Raw genomic sequence first — 14,591 nt, 5'->3', positions numbered from 1 at the left:
GGGGGAATGAGGAGATGGGGAGATGGGGAGGTGGGGAGATGGGGGGATGGGGAGATGGGGAGATGGGGGGATGGAGAGATGGGGAGATGGGGGGATGGGGAGATGGGGGGATGGGGAGATGGGGAGGTGGGGAGATGGGGGGATGGGGAGGTGGGGAGATGGGGGGATGGAGAGATTTGTATATTTGCATAATTTTTTGTATTTCTTATGAATATTCTCTGACGACAAAGAATTAGCCCTGCCCTAAATACCCCAAAATTGGGGGATTTTTAGAAGCAAATTGACTCTTGTCCCCCCCCAAATTTAGGGGGCTAGGGGGGCAAAATTCAGTATCAAAAAACTTTTCAGATACCCTCTTAGACTTCTAATTTTTGACTTCTAACTTCTAACTTTTAACTTTTAACTTTTAACTTTTGACTTTTAACTTTTGAAGTGAGGGCGAATGCCATTCGCCCCTACGAACTTCTGACTTCATGCTAATTTCCAGGTCGCCCTTCAGCTTTACCAAACAATATAAAATGTTCAAACCCACTGTTAAAAACACCATTTTCTACTGCTAAAGCTACAACAGGATTAGAAGCTAGATAAAATCGTTCATCAAATTCAGTCGTATTTTCATCGCGTCCTTCAAAAAAACCAACATTAATAAAATGCTCGAAGCCACTATTAAACACATTATTAGCCACTGCTTCTGCCACTCCTGGATTTTCAATTAAATAAGTAGTTTCATCAAATAAAAGACTGGGGTTACGCCCTTGAAATTGACCTTGATTAATAAAGTGGTCTAAACCATTTGTAAACAAACCATTTTGCACAAATCTGGCTACATCAACGTTATTTTCTAAATAAAATTCCTCATCAAAATATATCTCTATCGGATTAATTTGTTGTTCTATCAAATACTGAATAAAATTCTGGAAAATTTCAGGTGGCATAACATCTGAAACAATCTTAGCCACAAAAGCATTAGATTCTAAACCAAAATTATTTAAAGCATCAATAACTGGAAAATCTATAGAATCAGAAAAACCAACTACATAAGTATTCTGAGCAGGGTCTATAACAATACCATTTCCAGATTCATTTCCCACACCACCAATAGTTGCAGAAAAATCTAAAAACAATCCACTACTAGAAACTTTACTAACAAAAACATCATCCGGTAATCCTAAACCAACCCCTTCTTGAAACTCATTAATAATTGGAAAATTCACAGAAGCAGTACTACCAGTCACATAAGCATTACCTAAATTATCTACAGCAATATCATTAGCAAATTCACTACTATTTCCACCTAAAAAACTCGCATATCCTAAACTATTATCCCGATTAATTTTCATCACAATAGCATCACTACTACCACCTCCAAAGAAATTTTGAAATCCGCCCAAAGCAGGAAAGTCTCCCACAGGAGAAATAGCAATATCTCCCTCAAAAATACGAGTTCCTGTTGTACCAGAAACATAAATATTTTCAGCTAAATCTATGGCAATACCACTACCTGAATCACCATCACCCCGACCATAAAAAGTTGAGAAAAGTAAGTCACTACCTTCTGGATTTAACTTAGTAATAAAAATATCGCTATCTCCACCATAAAGATTTTGTAATGGATTCTGGAGCGGGAAGTCAAAAGACCTAGTTGAACCTGTTATATAAGCATTACTATTATTATCAACTTCAATATCAATTGCTGAATCAAAATCTATCCCACCTAATAAAGTTGAATATTCTAATGTTTTGCCATTTCTGGATAATTTAGTTACAAAAGCATCGCGATTCAAATTATTAGTAGTTTCGGTTTGAAAGGCATTTTCTGTAGTAGGAAAATCGGCAAAACCTGGAATTGGTTCTGCGGGAAATGGGGAAAAACCACCCGTACTTCCTGTTACAAAAGCATTCCCATTATTATCTACAGCAATACCTCTACTAATATCTTCGTCTCTACCGCCAAGGTAAGTAGAATATTGTACGCTATTACCTAAACTAGAAAGTTTTGTCACAAAAGCATCGCCGTTAAAACTACCTCCACCATAAGCAGTTTGGAAGGCATTAACTGTTAAGAAGTCTAGGGAATTAGTATTACCTGTAACGTAAACTCCCCCAGCAATATCTACTGCAATATCTATACCAAATTCATCGTTACTTCCTCCAAAATAAGTAGACCAAAGAACAGTTCCATTTTGGTCGAGTTTAGTGACAAAAGCATCGTTATTAAATACAACTCCCCCACCATTAAAGTCTGATTGAATTGCATTTATTGTGGGAAAATCAACGGAAGTAGTATCTCCAGTTATATAAACATTTCCAGCAACATCTACAGCAATACCATTACCACGGTCAAAACCATTTCCTCCGATTAATGTGGAATATTCTACAGTGGGGTCGATAATTAATTCATAGTTTGGATTATATTCTCCAATGTTGAATCCTACTTGATTATTTTCGAGGAGTTCATAGGCAACTTCGACTTCAATTTGCTGACCATTTATTTCTTGATAAGCAATTGGGGGTGCTTCAGTTAATTCTCCAAATTCAGTATCTATAGATAAAGTACCGTCAGCAAGAATATTAATTTCTTCTATTCCACTGTAGTTAAGAATAATTTGAGAAGTGTCGATGTTGGGAGAAATAATAAAATCACTTTTGATATTCCCATCTACACCACTATATATTAAGTCGATACCAGGATATAAATTTTCATATTCAATAGCGGCATAAGTCGGAATATTTGTGTATGAATTATAAGAATTATCAGAGTTATTACCTTGGAAAAAGTTGGCAACCCCTGGCAGTTGATTTAGGGGATTAATAATAGGTTCAGGATTAGCATTTTGGAAATTTAATTTTACTACATCTGAGGTAGTGTGACCTTCTATATTTTGAGCTGCAGCAAAGATAATTTCATCTTTGGCAAATAATAAATCATAGTTATTTGCTTTTGCTAAATATTCAATTTCAGTATTGTTAACTTGCCCTGCATTTTCGATAAAACTAATGTCTGTCAGAGGGTCATTATTTATGGATAAATCAGTCGGAGGTGTATCAAAATTTTGTACTTCTAATTCTGGGATAAATGCTTGTGAACTAGAGACAATATTTTGATTATTATTTATGTCAACTTCAGGCAGATTAGTTAAAGGTAAACCTACTAATTGATTATCTGATAAATCTATCATTAACTTTCTCTAATAAAATCAAGAATAAGATGAGCAGTAACTTGTAATTTTTCCAAGTGTGAAAAAAGTTTATTGTAAGCATTCAGCCGTCAGCCATCCGCTATTGCTTTTAGTTTAGGATAAAAATTTATTAATTGTCTTACTACAAAAGTTAGCCCCCTTACCCTTAAAGGCTACGTTAATTTAAACACTGTCTTATATGAGAGAGTCTTATTGCTGTTAACGCAGTTCCTCCGGAGGAGGCTAGCTGAAAGCTAATAGCTGTTTGCGCAGCATTCCGCAGGAAATGCTTACAGTCTATTTAGGCTAAAACTTATTAAATAGCTATTTTTTGTATGTTGTTTTATATAAAATCCGGTTATACAGTTATCGAACTTTCTACTTCCATTCAATGCAGACATAAAATGCCAGAATATTCCCAGATAATTCCAAATTTCATCCTTTCTTCCTACTGACTCCTGACTCCTGACTCCTGACTCCTCTCATCATACAATAACTAATTATCCGGATACTATATTAGTGTTTTTTTCTTTTATAAGAAACTGTTTCCTCCTGCCATTTTTCTATTGTTGGCATATATAACCAATGATTTAATTTTTCTGCTGCTACATAACCTTTTAATTCTGGGTCTGGCCAAATATGAAGCTTATCTAAACATCCAATACTTTTAGCTGCTTCTTCCACCTCTTCCCATTGTTTAATAAAATTTTCTAATAAAAAATGAAAATTGCTACTAAACTCACTCAAGAACAGGCGCAAAAACTTGCCTTTATCCAGGAAAAAACTAAACAAAGCACAGATTAAATTTTACTATCTGCCCTCGAATATTACTATCAACAACTTTTGAATACTTCTGAAAACCATCTGAAAAAATTTAGTCAACTTGACTTTATTGGTTGTATTGAAGCTGAACCAAATCTTGCTGAAAACTGTGAATCAATTTTGATAAAAAGTAATAGCTAATCAAGAATAATTATTTAAAAAATCTATTATTAATTTTCCCTAATAAAATCCAGAATATAATTAGCAGTAACTTGTGACTTTTCCAAATGAGGAACATGACCACAATTAGGAATCCAAATCAGCTGAGAATTAGCGATCGCTCCCTCTAATTTACCAGCATCACCAGTACCTAAAATCCGGTCATTTTCTCCCCACAAAATTAATGTTTTTTGTTGCAGAGAAGGCAATTTTTGTTTGAAATTACCATAGCCTCCACTCTTAGTAAAAGAAATTAAAGCTTGACTCCAACCAGGCATTTCTAGATGCAATCTGGCACAAATATTAGCATCTAAAGTAGCAAAACTTTTATCAAAATAAGCACTACGACTAATACTTGCTCGAACCTGAGGACGACGCAAAAATTCTGTGGCGAAATAGTCAAGTGGAGGAAAAATAAACTTACTAATAATTGGATTATTTTGCATTCCAGCACTATCAATTAATACCAATTTTTTCACAACTTCTGGATAAGTCAGAGTAAAATCAATAGCAGCAGCACCACCCATAGAAGCACCTATTAAAATAACAGGTTGATTAATCCAACTTTTCCAAAAATAATAAAGATGAGTAGCGATCGCCTGTGGATTAATTTTTAAATTCGGCAATCTATCTGTAAAACCAAATCCCAATAAATCAACAGCAAAAGTTTTATTTTGAGCAGCAAGTAATGGCAAAAGGCGACGAAATTCAAAAATAGAACTATCAAAACCATGGAGTAATAAAATCGGGGTATTACCTTCACCTTGAGAGACAAAACTTGTATTAATTGTTTGAGAAGTCAGAGGAGTATAAATTGATTGATACTGAATATTTTGAGCAAAAGAAATAGATGTATATTCAGTCAGACTTTCGGTTAATTTTGGTAAAAATTTAGAATACATTGGCATTAAACAATTAATAATTAATAATTACCTCTTCTTTTAAAGGAGAGGATTAACTAAAAGGAAAATTTTTATTTTTATCCCCTTAAAGGAGGTTAAATATTAACAAACACAAGGATATAGTGTATATGAGCTACAGATATTAACAATTAAATCAGGACTTACACAAATTGACTTTGAAAACGCCATATGTAGGGGCGAATGGCATTCGCCCTCACTGAATTAGTGTCCGTGCGAATGAATTAATAGCTGATAGCTGACTGCTGATAGCTGATAGCTAATTAAACTAATTACTCAACTCAATATTTATCTCATTAACAATTCTACGTTTAAGTTCAACAGACTCAGAGCGAGGTAATAAATCAAAAACTTCTCTAAAAGCATCATCTACTTTTTCAAAAGCAACTTGACCTTTAGCATTTAAAACAACTTTTCCTTCTTGGTCAATTAAAACAGTTTGAGGTACAAATCCTTCATAATAATAAGCTGATTTTGTAGAATCATCAGTTATAGGAGTAACAATAGCATCCACATTAACAGGAATAAAACTTGCTGCACGACCATAGAAAGCTTGAAGTTGAGAAACTACAGTCGAAAATTGTTTACAATCTTTACTATCATCTAGAAAAAAGACTAATAGAGCAGGTTTAGAACTTTTGAGAGATTCGTTTAACGTTACTCTAGCAGGAACAAGAGAACCATTACCTGCATAAAGGGCAAAAATATTACCATCAAATCTATCATCATTTAGACTTGCGAAAGCAGTTGGTGTAGCTATTAGCAGTAATAAAAATATCGCTAATAAAAAACTCAATAAAGTAGAGAGAATTTTTTGCCATGAAAATTGTTGTATTGGATTTAGCATAATTTAAAAAGGTTGTAGATTTTAAGTTTAATTGATCGGGACTTACGCACTGACAAAATATATATTCTGGTGCGTTACGCTACCGCTAACACACCCTACTGGACTGTTTCAACTAAAATGATGCAATAGGAAATCTACTAGAGATTGCTTCACTACCGTTCGCAATGACAATTCTAATGCACTTTTTAAGATAAAATAATCCACTACTAGAATGACACACCTAAAAATGTAGGTTGGGTTGTAGCTTGCTTCCACGTAGCGGTACGGCAGTGTTAGCGGAGCTTCCCGGAGGGAAACCCAACAAAACCTCACTGTTGGGTTTATCCTAACGGATAAGCTCCGCTAACGGTTCCTCAACCCAACCTACGTGTACCGTCTGTAGGGGCGTAATGGTATTCGCCCTCGCTATATCTATATGTAGAGTCTGTGTGTAAGTCCTGAATTTATAAGAAAAGGTAATTCTAAATTCTAAATTCTAAATTCTAAATTCTTTAATTATCGCAAATTTCTAAATCTTCCTTCACCTTGGGATGAGTAATAAAATAATCTTGAAGCCAATCACAAGAACCTTTCAACAAATCATTTAATCCTTTCACGCGCCACAACTGTAAATTATTATCCACCAAAGTTGCCACATATTTACCATCCACACTTAATGCCTTAGCATTTTCAAATTGAGCTAATTGACGTCCAGTAATATCCCAAATTCTTACCATTCCATCTTTGCCCATACTAGCCACCTGTTCCCCATCAGCACTAAAAGTCAAATTATTCACACTACCTATATTGCCCTTCAGATCCGCAATTTGATTGCCCGAAAAATCCCAAATTTTGACGACCCCATTGCTATCTCCCGTCACTATATACTTTCCAGATGGACTAAAAGCCATACTCTCGACCCAAATGGAAAGAATTTTCAATTCTGACACAAGCTGAAAAGAACTATCCCAGATTTTGGCAATACCATCCTCTCCAGCAGTACCAATATATTGCCCATCTGGACTAAACACCACATCCAACACCCGACCATTATGTCCTTTTAACTCAGCCAACTGTTGACCAGAATTATTCCAGATGCGGGCAACACCATCTTCTCCCACCGTTGCTAAACGTTGCCCATCAGAACTAAAACCAATTTGCTTTGCTCTCCCCTTTTTACCTTTTAGCTCTATCAACTCTTCTCCTGAAATCTTCCAAATTCTCCCCTGACCACTATCTCCAGCAGTAGCTAGACGTTGACCATCAGGACTAAAACTCATATCTCCAAACATTCCCAGATATCCATTGAATTGAGCTAAAGGTTTTCCCGAAATATCCCAAATACGGGCAGTACCATCAACTGCTGCCGTTGCTAATTTCTGACTATTAGAACTAAAACTTACTGACCCAAAAATATCGGAGTTTCCCTTGAGTGTTGCCTCGTGATTATCTTCTAGTTCCCAAGTTCTACCCGTACCATCTTCTCCTAAAGTTAATAGTTGTTGTCCATCAGCACTAAAGTTAACTTCCCAAACCCTGCCTTGATGTCCTCTAAGATTGGTTAACAAATTACCATTCTTATTCCAAATTTTCACACTACCGTCACTACCCGCTGTAGCTAAACGTTCACCATCCGGACTAAAACTAACACTGGTGACAATTCCTTGATGTCCGGGAAGTTTTGATAATACTTGACCTGAAGTATCCCATATCAAGGCTGTTCCATCCTCTCCTGCTGTAGCCAAACTTTTGCCATCTGGACTAAAGCTGACATTCCAGACCCCGTCTTCACCTCCCTTAAGTTTGGTTAGCAATTTACCGGAACTACGTCGCCAAATCCTAATTGTGCCATCCCATCCAGCAGTGGCTAAACGTTGACCATCTGGACTAAATATTACTTTTTCGACACTACCTTTATGTCCCCTGAGTCTGGCCAACTGTCTGCCGAATCTATTCCAAATTCTCGCAGTCCCATCCCATCCAGCAGTAGCTATATATCTACCATCAGGACTAAATGTGACATCTAAGATTCGACCTTGATGTTTTTTGAGAGTCGCTATTTTCTTGCCTGATATATCCCAAATTCTTGCAGTGCCATCTTCTCCAGCAGTAGCTATATATTTACCATCAGGACTGAAAGTAATTTGCCAAATTTGACCTTCATGGCCTTTTAGTTCTACTTGTTGCTTACCCAGAAAATCCCAGATTCTAACTGTACTGTCATCTCCTGCTGTAGCTAAAATGTTTCCTTCTGGTGAAAATTTAACGTGAGAAACTTTACCCTGATGTCCTCTTAATTGAGCTACGGACTGACCTGAGTATTTGAGGATTCTAGCTGTACCATCATTGTTAACTGTGGCGAGTAGTTGGCCATCAGGACTCATGGTAATTTTTTTGACGTTGGGAATTTGATTTTTCTCGTGAATATTATTGAGGATTTGTTGTAAGGCAAATATGGGACTTGTAGCTGGATAATATTGAAGTGGGCGATCGCCTCCAACTAATTCTTTTAGTTCTTTTCCAGCTTGCATTGCTGATAGTAATGCTTCTATTTCTGCAATTTCAAATTTTCTTAAAGCACTAATTCCTTTGTGTTCTAGTTTTGTACCTTCTTGTGCTTCTTGAAGTTCATACTGTGCTTTTTCTAGTTGATATTCTGCTGTTTGAAGTTGATTTTGTGTATCTTGAAAAAGTTTAGTTGCCCAAGCAACTACTGTCATTGCTGTTATTGATACTATAACTAAACCCGCCACTCCTAATTTCAGTTTATTCTGCTGATTTGAAGATTTTTTTACTTTTTTCCGAACTACCTGTTTTTTTTGAACTTTATTCTGATTTTTTTGTACTGGTATCTCCTGTTGTTTCTGTTGTGATTTAAGGGGAATATTATTGAGATTATTCTGATTTTTTTGTACTGGTATCCCCTGTTGTTTCTGTTGTGATTTAAGGGGAATATTATTGAGATTATTCTGATTTTTTTGTACTGGTATCTCCTGTTGTTTCTGTTGTGATTTAAGGGGAATATTATTGAGATTATTCTGATTTTTTTGTGTTGTTATTTCCCCTAATTCATGTTGTTGCTGAACCTGAATTTCATTTAGATTATTATTTTTATTATCTTTTTCTTTTGGGTTTAATACCTCGCCGTCTACAGGGTGTTTAAAATTGGATAGGGACTCAAACCCCAACAACTTTTTCTTCCTTCCTTCTTCCTTCTTCCTTCTTCCTTCCTCAATGTGATTCTGATTTTTTTGTACTGGTATCTTCTGTTGTTTCTGTTGTGGCTTAATCAAACCATTACTATTTATTGGATTAGTTTCTGTAACTTCAGTATTAGAAAAATCAGATACCATTAGAGATATTTTTTCCCAGTCATTTAATTCTAATATTTGAGGATTAGTTTGAAGAGCAGAATTAATTACTGTTGGTAAATATTGTTGTACCCATTCCTGATTAAAAATTTCTGCATATATCGGACTGTATACTTCTAAAAAACCATTATTTATTTTCGCTACACCAGACCTCAATAATTCTTTAATTTCCCATTTATTATTAGCGATCGCATCATTTTTAAATTTTTGACTATCTTGACCAGGCGGTCTTAATCTACCATGTTTTAATATTTGCTGATATATTTCTAAATGACTTGTAGATTTATGTATATTTTTCAGCAAAAGATTTTGTATTTTATTGAAATGAATCGGGTAGTCTTGTGAATCCCAGTTTTCTATAACACAAATTTTCACTAAATCTTCTACTAAAGCTATATGATTATAATTTTCTTCTCCTCTTCTTTCTCCCAGATAGTTAATCGCTATTTGACATAGTTTTTGCGTCAAAAATGGTTGTCCGCCTGACCAATATAATATTTTTTCTATAACTTGTAGTGGCTGTTTGACTATGCCTTTAAATGGCTGTGCTAAATGAGCTACTTCTTCTTTTTTGAAACTCTTAAGTTCAATAAATCTACATCTATCTACTAAATTATCGGGTATAGTTGTCCCCAGCAAAGCAAATGTTAAGCGTTGAAATTTTGGATTATTTGTTCTTTGCTCAAGACAATAATCAATTAATACCCCTAAACTACTAAAGCCCGAATTAACAACACTATCATCATTAACTTCATCTATAAAAATTACTATTTTCTCATTTTGAGTATGAACTAACAATACCTCTTCAATAAAAATAAATAATCTTTCATCCGCAGGTAAATCTGCCATTTCTTCCCACCATAACTCTGGGAAATGCCGAGGAAATAAAAAAGTTTTCTCTAAAGTCAAAATTATTTGCTCATACCATTCTTCTATAGTTAAAAGTTTATTGTTGACTCTACTCATATCTAAGGCAATACAGATAATATTTTCTGCTTCCAACAGTTGTATTGTTCTAATTTTTAAACTTGATTTTCCCGTTTGTGGAGAACTTAATACATAACAATATTCACCTGCTTTCAAAGCATTAAATAGCTCTTTATCCGCCGAGCGTCTAACATAAGTGGGATGATTTAATCCTAAATAATTACCTACTTGATAGCTATATTTTTGATTCTTCTGTATTTTCATATTTATCAAAATAATATCGGTCTAAAACCCCGCCTTAATTGGCGAAATATTTTTGGAGCGAAGCTCAAATCCCTGTTAAAAAAATAACTTCTGACTTCTAACTTCTGACTTCATTAACTTAACTATCCTCACTCTAGCAACTGTATCAGATATAAAGCTTTCAATTCCAATTACAATAATTGCACTTTTATTATTTTATTCAGTTTTAAAAAATGAATGCTTATAGAAATCAACATTTGGAGAACAAATTTTTCCCTAGTTTATCCTTAGTTAATTATACTTATGATATATTTTGAAGGAATATTTATATTTTCTTTGCTTTTACCCTGTAGTTCGATCCAAAAATTCCAGCAATAGTAAAAGGTCATTTCACTAAGAAAGAAGAAGGAGAAAGTGGATGGAGACTCAAACCCCAACCAATTGTAAACACCCTGTAGACGGCGGGATATTAAATCTAAAGGAAAAAGATAAAAAAATTTCATTAATTGATAATTACCTCGGGTTTTAACCGTTACGGAATTGAAAATAAGGAAATATTATTTCTTCTCTTGGTTGATTGGATATGGTTAGGAAACCCATCCATCCCTCAACCGCTTTTTTCCCCTTAAAAGGGGAGGCTTCAAGGCGCGAATTATTTAATTATTTAATTATTAATTCTTCGGTAAGCTATCAGCTATCAGCTATCAGCTTTATTACTTTTAAAGGAGAAAAAAGCAATTTTATCAAAGCTTCAGAGTACGAAGATCTAGTTGAGAATGTAGTATAAATTAAATGAATGCTTGCTTTATTCATTAGACATCTCCAATAATAAAAAATCAAATCAATTATCCCACAGCAATTATCAATTGTTCCCCTCCTGGGAGGGGTTTGGGGTGGGTTACCTACTTCCGACTACCTCTTTTGGAGGAAATGTTTATTAAAAAGCTGTTTGCGCAGCATGACAAACAGAATAGCTGACAGCTAATAGCTGTTTGCGCAGCATTCCGCAGGAAATGCTTACAAAAAAATTTAATTTTTCACACAATCAAAAAAAGGAGATAATAAATAATTAGGGTTTGCTGAAAAAGTCTTTTTTAAGGAGTAGGGGAGTAGGGGAGTAGGGGAGTAGGGGAGTAGGGGAGTAGGGGAGATTTTTTTTGCCCAACTATGCGCTAAAAATGCGCTCCTTTTTGAGCATGAAGAGCCGAAAACCATGTACTTTTTCAATACCTAAAAAGGCTAAAACCTTTATCTGGCAATTCTTTTATATTTAATCAGCAAACCCTAATTAGTATTACAATTTTATTTTAATTAGCTATAGGTTTAGGAACGATTTAGATAGCTATCAAAAATGTGGAATAATTTCATAAACTAGCTCATAAACTAGCTCTAAGTACAACAGGTTTTATCTGTCTAATTTGGAGATTTATCCTAACTCCAGACTGCCTACAAATAGGGTTAGGAATTTTCCGACTAGCCATCTATATATAGGTGATTGAATGTATAGCAATAGCCAGAGCAGTTAGGACTTGCTAATTAGGGCTTGCTAATTAAATATCAAACTCTTTACAGATAAATGTTTTAGCCTTTTTAAGTACTAATAAAATGCTAGCTTTTAGGTGGTAATGGTTCAAAAATCTAGGATTTTCAGCAAGATAGGGGAAGAAAACCAAGGGAAGATTTTTCTGGCTACCTCTTCTATAATTCTTATTATATCAAATCTGGTTAAACAGCCATAGAATGGTTAAGTGAGGAGGAGTCAGGAGTCAGGAGTCAGGAGTCAGAAGGAGAAAGAATTACAAAGATGAGCGTAGTTATGACGATTGAAGAATTTTTTTATGTCCAATTAAACGGATTTGATATTACTTCTGAATTGCAGGATTGCTGTTTGCGGAGCATGACCTAGGAAATTCTGGCTCCTCCCCTGACAAAAAGACTTTTTCAGCAAACCCTAATTATGAATCTTAGACTAGCCAATGTTTTTCCTACTATTCCCTATTCCTTATTCCCTCAGATAAACTAAAAAGCTAATAATTTTTAAAATATTCTCAGGATAGAAAAACCAAAATATGAAAGTATTAATTGTGTATTGGCATCCCGAACCCCAGAGTTTTAATGGCGCAATGTTTCGTCAAGCTTGTGAAGCTCTACTAGATGCAGGGAATGAAGTAAAAACTTCAGATTTATATGAAATGAATTTCAACCCTGTTTCCAGCAGACAAAATTTTAAAACAGTCAAAGATCCAGATTATCTCAAACTACAACTTGAAGAAAAATATGCCACTGAAATGAATAGTTTTGCCGAAGATATAGACTTAGAAATAAAGAAAATTGAGTGGTGTGACCTAATGATTTGGCAATTTCCGTTGTGGTGGTTTGGTTTACCCGCAGTTTTCAAAGGGTGGGTTGACCGTGTATTTGCTATGGAACGCGTTTATGGTGGCGGTCGAATATATGAAACAGGAGTTTTTCAGGGAAAACGAGCATTATTGTCGTTGACCACAGGTGGTGGTGAAGATATATATATTAAGGGAGGTTTCAACGGCGATATTAATGGAATTTTACGTCCTATTCATAGAGGAATGTTGCAGTTTGTAGGTTTTGATGTATTAGCACCAGAAATTGTATATGCACCTGTTCGGATGACCGATGAACAGAGAGTGAAAATATTGGAAAATTATGCTGCTCGTCTGAAAGAAATAAGTAAAGAATCTGCCATTGATGTTGGTATTTATTAATATACCGTAGGTTGGATTAAGCGACAGTAACACTCAACAAAAAAACTACATTTGTTGAAGCTAAGTTCTCTCAACTCAACCTACAGATATAACTCAAATAAATATTTTTAGAGATAGAGATAGGGATAGGTTTTTAGGTATAAAAAAGTTTTGAAACTTCAATTATTAGACCTCTTAAACAAATTTAAAATCAAATAAATGATAAGACAAAAATCATAAATTTTTCTTTGCCAGAAATCTTAAAGTAACTTCTAACTAAACTATTACCTAACACGAAAAAACCTAAAAGATATCGGGAGGAAAGTTCCCGGAAGATTTATCCCCTGGTTGAATAACAACACTCGGGTTTCAACCCGTAGTAAAAATCTGCTATGCTAGTAGGATAGTAAGTAACAACAAGGTTTGTCGCCATGACAAGATCGCTAGTTGGCGTGAGATTCCGGCGGACAGGAGATGGGGACTTAATTTCCTACGGCGGCTGTTAGCTCCCCATGACCTAGGAAAAGCAAGTAATGCAGCTAGAGCAGCGAGAAGATTGCTCCAACATTTTGAGTAAAACCACTCGTGAAAGCTAACCAAAAAAAATGTAAGCTCACAGCTAGATAATGGTCTATGCTGAGGAGTGTAGAAGTCTGCCCTTCAGGCTTGAAGAAAACGCGGACTTATCCCATTTTCGGTGGATTTTCCACATAATCCAGGGTTTTCAACCCCTCGAGATGTCAACTATCTCTAAAACTCGTGCAGGATGGCAGAAATAACTAACCAGTTACAAAATCCTAAAAGCCTTACCAATCAATACTTTTGAATTTTGTACGGGCGAATGCCATTCGCCCCTACGAATTTTGACTTCCGCGTAGCAGCGCTAGATCGCTTCCATATTACTTTCCCCAGTCCTAATTCTCACAATTCTATCTACTGGAGCAATGAAAATCTTACCGTCACCAATCTCACCAGTACGGGAGGCAGAAATAATTTTGTCAACAACCATATCCACCTGGTCATCTTCAACTACAATTTCAACCTTGAGCTTCTGTAAAAACTCAACCGTATACTCAGAACCACGATACCTTTCAGTTTGACCCTTCTGACGCCCAAAACCTCTGACTTCAGAAACAGTCATACCCACGATACCAGCATTAACGAGAGCAATTTTCACCTCGTCCAGCTTAAAAGGCCGAATAATAGCTTCTACTTTTTTCAAGTTATTCACTCCTTACACTTAAATTTTTAGTTTACTTAGTTTATCAGGATGACATCTTTAATAAGATTGTCACCAAGTGGGCCTTGTCTGTTAAGAAAAATACATTTACTCAGCAGTTTTTTGAGTAGCTTTCTCAAATCTTAAAAATATCGAAAAAATGACTCTTAGAAGCTATTTGTAAACAAAAAATTAAGTAGGGTGTGCG

Annotated in this window: 8 protein-coding genes; 2 read left to right on the top strand and 6 right to left on the bottom strand. The window is 35.3% G+C overall.

Annotated elements, in window-relative coordinates; translation table 11 throughout:
• The first annotated feature begins 14 nt into the window (after positions 1-14).
• On the top strand, positions 15-236 hold the full coding sequence (locus F6K23_RS35110) for a hypothetical protein (protein ID WP_375340813.1): 222 nt from the start codon (positions 15-17) through the stop codon (positions 234-236).
• Between the two features lie 240 nt (positions 237-476).
• Here the strand turns inward: F6K23_RS35110 and F6K23_RS35105 are convergent, their stop codons facing one another.
• From F6K23_RS35105 to F6K23_RS35085, 5 genes are all read right to left on the bottom strand, one after another.
• Positions 477-3,179, bottom strand: coding sequence for an SBBP repeat-containing protein (locus F6K23_RS35105; RefSeq protein WP_293165074.1), 2,703 nt, complete (start codon positions 3,177-3,179; stop codon positions 477-479).
• A 516-nt stretch (positions 3,180-3,695) separates the two neighbouring features.
• Positions 3,696-3,926: a hypothetical protein gene (locus tag F6K23_RS35100; RefSeq protein WP_293165073.1), complete on the bottom strand. Its 231-nt coding sequence runs from the start codon at positions 3,924-3,926 to the stop codon at positions 3,696-3,698.
• Positions 3,927-4,171: 245 nt separating this feature from the next.
• On the bottom strand, positions 4,172-5,062 hold the full coding sequence (locus F6K23_RS35095; protein ID WP_293165072.1) for an alpha/beta fold hydrolase: 891 nt from the start codon (positions 5,060-5,062) through the stop codon (positions 4,172-4,174).
• 286 nt (positions 5,063-5,348) lie between these two features.
• Entirely contained in the window at positions 5,349-5,927 is a 579-nt protein-coding gene (locus F6K23_RS35090; protein WP_293165071.1) for a thylakoid membrane photosystem I accumulation factor, read from the bottom strand.
• 491 nt (positions 5,928-6,418) lie between these two features.
• The gene (locus F6K23_RS35085) at positions 6,419-10,468 is read right to left on the bottom strand and encodes a hypothetical protein (protein ID WP_293165069.1); all 4,050 of its coding nucleotides are present in this window, start codon (positions 10,466-10,468) and stop codon (positions 6,419-6,421) included.
• A 2,048-nt stretch (positions 10,469-12,516) separates the two neighbouring features.
• On the opposite strand from F6K23_RS35085, the gene F6K23_RS35080 reads away from it, so the two are divergent.
• Positions 12,517-13,185, top strand: coding sequence for an NAD(P)H-dependent oxidoreductase (locus tag F6K23_RS35080; protein WP_293165068.1), 669 nt, complete (start codon positions 12,517-12,519; stop codon positions 13,183-13,185).
• A gap of 862 nt (positions 13,186-14,047) precedes the next feature.
• On the opposite strand, the gene F6K23_RS35075 is transcribed toward F6K23_RS35080, so the two are convergent.
• Positions 14,048-14,386: a P-II family nitrogen regulator gene (locus tag F6K23_RS35075; RefSeq protein WP_293075395.1), complete on the bottom strand. Its 339-nt coding sequence runs from the start codon at positions 14,384-14,386 to the stop codon at positions 14,048-14,050.
• Between the last annotated feature and the right edge of the window lie 205 nt (positions 14,387-14,591).

Source organism: Okeania sp. SIO2C9, from assembly GCF_010672455.1.
In the GTDB taxonomy this organism is placed as follows: Bacteria; Cyanobacteriota; Cyanobacteriia; order Cyanobacteriales; family Microcoleaceae; genus Okeania.
This window is presented reverse-complemented; position numbering and strand designations above follow the sequence as displayed.